This window comes from Protofrankia sp. Cj3 (assembly GCF_917627355.1).
In the GTDB taxonomy this organism is placed as follows: Bacteria; Actinomycetota; Actinomycetes; order Frankiales; family Frankiaceae; genus Protofrankia.
Map to the genome: position 1 here is coordinate 1 of NZ_CAKJTR010000321.1, position 2945 is coordinate 2945.

Sequence of the window (2945 nt, forward strand, 5' to 3'; positions counted from 1 at the left end):
CAGGCGCGGGATCGGTCGCCGGGGCCGGCGCGGGCGTGGCGGGCGTAGGTGCGGCCGGCGCGGGTGCGGCCGGCGAGACAGCGGCTGCCGTAGCGGCTGGCTTGGCCGATGCCGCCTGCGCGAGCAGGCCGCTGCTCACGACATCCGACCGGGTGGTGGTGGATGCGGACGGCCTGGGAGCAACCGAGGCTGCCTTGGGAGTCGACGTGGCCGGCGGTGACGCCCCGGGCTGTGTGGTGGCTGCCGGGCCTGCGGACGGGACCGCGGCGGGCGTCTGGCTCGGCGCGCCGGTCTGATCCGGGGCCGGGGCCGGAGCCGGGGTAGGGGCCGGCGCGGGAACCGCGGACCCGGATGTGTAGACCTGCCGGAAACGCAGTTCCGCGGTCTGGCCCACCAGCGTGACGACATCGTTGCGTCCGCGGCCGGGGACCGAGATCTCGATCTGGGTGTTGTTCCGCTTGACCTCGGCCTCGGCGACGCCAAGACCGTTGACACGCTCGCGGATGATGTCGACGGCCTTGTCCACGGCCCCGCTGTCCACGCCCTTGCCCGGCTCGGTCGACCTGGGCGTGAGGATCACGCTCGTGCCGCCCTGTAGGTCGAGCCCGAGCTTGGGCGTCCAGGTGCCCGTCAGGGCCATGACGCCGTACAGCAACGCCAGCAGGCCGGAAAGGAGGCCGATGCGGGACCAGGCGGGGCGTGTGGCCTTACGCCGTGGCCCTGACCCTTGTGCCAACGGATGTCCCTTCGTCACGCGCCGGTGCGCTCACTTCACTGCCTGTCTGGCTGCTTACCTCAGTACCTGCTGCCTCAGTACCTGGTGGACCTGCCGGCCACCGCGAGCGGCGCCGGATCCATCGGTACCCCCGGCGATTGATGCCCCGGCGACAGGCAATGGACCATGCCGGCTCCGCCTTCAACCGGCTGAGCCAACAATGCAGGCCGCGCCCAAGCTATCGGAACGACTGCCAAAGCGGATGCGTTCCTATACCACGTTCAGCTGGAGCCTGCTTGGCAGGCTTCGGCAAGAGGACTGTCCGGCTCGCGCCGCCCAGGCGGCGCCCCGCGTCATCGCTGCTCGTCCATGGCCGCGCGACGCACGGGTACCCCGGCTCGTCGGTTGACGCCCAGTACAGAGCGTCTCCCGCCGCCGCCTCGCGACCCAGCCACCCAGCCACCCAGACGCCGCTCCCCGATCGAACGACGACTTCCGACACACGCCGTAGATCTTCATTCCGGCTCGCGGCGCCCGTCCGGTTTCCCCAGCCCTGGGGCGCTCTCGCTCCCCGGTGTGTCCCCGCTTGTGGGCAGATCTTTTTTGGTCATGTCGATGCTCGGCTCGGCCGGAGCTCGGTCGTCAGCCCCGCCGTCGCCCGTCGCACGGTGGTGATCCGGCTGGCCCTCGGCTGCCTCGCCCTCGGCTGCCTCGCCGTCGGGCTGCGAGTCGTCATCCGGGGCGGAGACGACCCGCGCGATCGCCGCGCGAGCGAATCGGCACACGACCTCCGGCGCGACCTCCAACAGCACGTCGCCCTCGTCGACCTCGACCACGGTCGCGTAGAGTCCGGCCGTGGTCACCACCAGGGTGCCCGGCAGGAGCGACGCCAGCGTCTGCTGGTGCGCCCGTTGGCGGCGCCGCTGAGTCGACATAAAGAAAAAGACAAGCGCCACGATGAGGATCAGCGGCAGAAAACCACCGATCCCGCTCCCGCCGCCATCTTTGGCCACGGTCTGGGCGACCACCATTGCTTGCACGTCCACGTCCTCCCATGTTGTGCGGCCGATGCTACGTACCGGCCGCGGGCACGCGACGCGCAGGCCCCGAACGGGGTTCCTGGGAGCGTCCTAGCGCGCCTTCCAGGGGATCAAGGCCGAGATGGGTGAACGCGGCCGGAGTGGCGATCCGTCCGCGGGGGGTCCGGGCCAGCAGCCCGGCACGCACCAGAAACGGCTCGACGACCTCCTCGACCGTGTCCTGCTCCTCCCCCACCGCCACGGCCAGCGTGGCCAGGCCGACCGGACCCCCACCGAATCGGCGTACCAGAGCCTCCAGCACCGCCCGGTCAAGCCGGTCCAAGCCGAGCGCGTCCACGTCATAGACACGCAGTGCGGCCTGAGCGACCTCACGGGTGACGATCCCGTCCGCCCGCACCTCGGCATAGTCACGGACCCGGCGTAGCAGCCGGTTGGCGATCCGCGGCGTCCCTCGCGACCGCCCGGCGACCTCGGTGGCGCCGTCGCCGGTCAGCCTCACCCCGAGCAGCCTGGCCGACCGGGTCAGCACGCTGGTCAGTTCATCGGGATCGTAGAAGTCCATATGGGCGGTGAAGCCGAACCGGTCGCGCAGCGGGCCGGTGAGAAGGCCCGACCGCGTGGTCGCGCCGACCAGGGTGAACGGAGCGAGGTCCAGCGGAATCGCGGTCGCGCCGGGGCCCTTGCCAAGCACGACGTCGACCCGGAAATCCTCCATCGCGGCGTACAGCAGTTCCTCCGCCGGCCGCGCGATCCGATGGATCTCATCCAGGAACAGCACGTCGCCCGGAGCGAGCGCGGTGAGGATCGCGACAAGATCTCCCGCGCGTTCGACCGCCGGGCCGCTGGTCACGCGCAACGGGACCGCCAGCTCCCGCGCAATGATCATCGCAAGGCTGGTCTTGCCCAGCCCAGGCGGCCCGGACAACAGGACATGATCGGGCGGACGCGCACGGGCGCGCGCCCCCTCCAGCATGATTGTCAGTTGTTCGCGCACCTTCTGCTGGCCGATGAACTCCGCCAGGCTGCCCGGCCGCAGACCGGCCTCGAAGGCTCGTTCCTCCGGCTCGGCCACCGGCGAGACCAGGCCATCGGCGTCCATCGGCTGCCTCATCGGGGCCGCAGAGCGGCCAGCGCCCGGCGCAACAGCACGGCCACGGTGTCCGGCGCCTGGTCGTCACCGGCAGCGCCGG

At 71.2% G+C, this 2945-nt stretch carries 2 protein-coding genes and 1 pseudogene; all 3 read right to left on the reverse strand.

Annotation, left to right across the window (positions count from 1 at the left end):
• A pseudogene (locus MJ783_RS23040) lies at window positions 1-736 on the reverse strand (protein translocase subunit SecD); the annotation flags it as partial.
• 494 nt (window positions 737-1230) lie between these two features.
• Complete coding sequence (yajC, locus tag MJ783_RS23045) at window positions 1231-1761, reverse strand: preprotein translocase subunit YajC (RefSeq protein WP_239313940.1); 531 nt, start codon at window positions 1759-1761, stop codon at window positions 1231-1233.
• A 25-nt stretch (window positions 1762-1786) separates the two neighbouring features.
• Entirely contained in the window at window positions 1787-2854 is a 1068-nt protein-coding gene (ruvB, locus tag MJ783_RS23050) for a Holliday junction branch migration DNA helicase RuvB (protein WP_239313942.1), read from the reverse strand.
• Window positions 2855-2945: the final 91 nt, after the last annotated feature.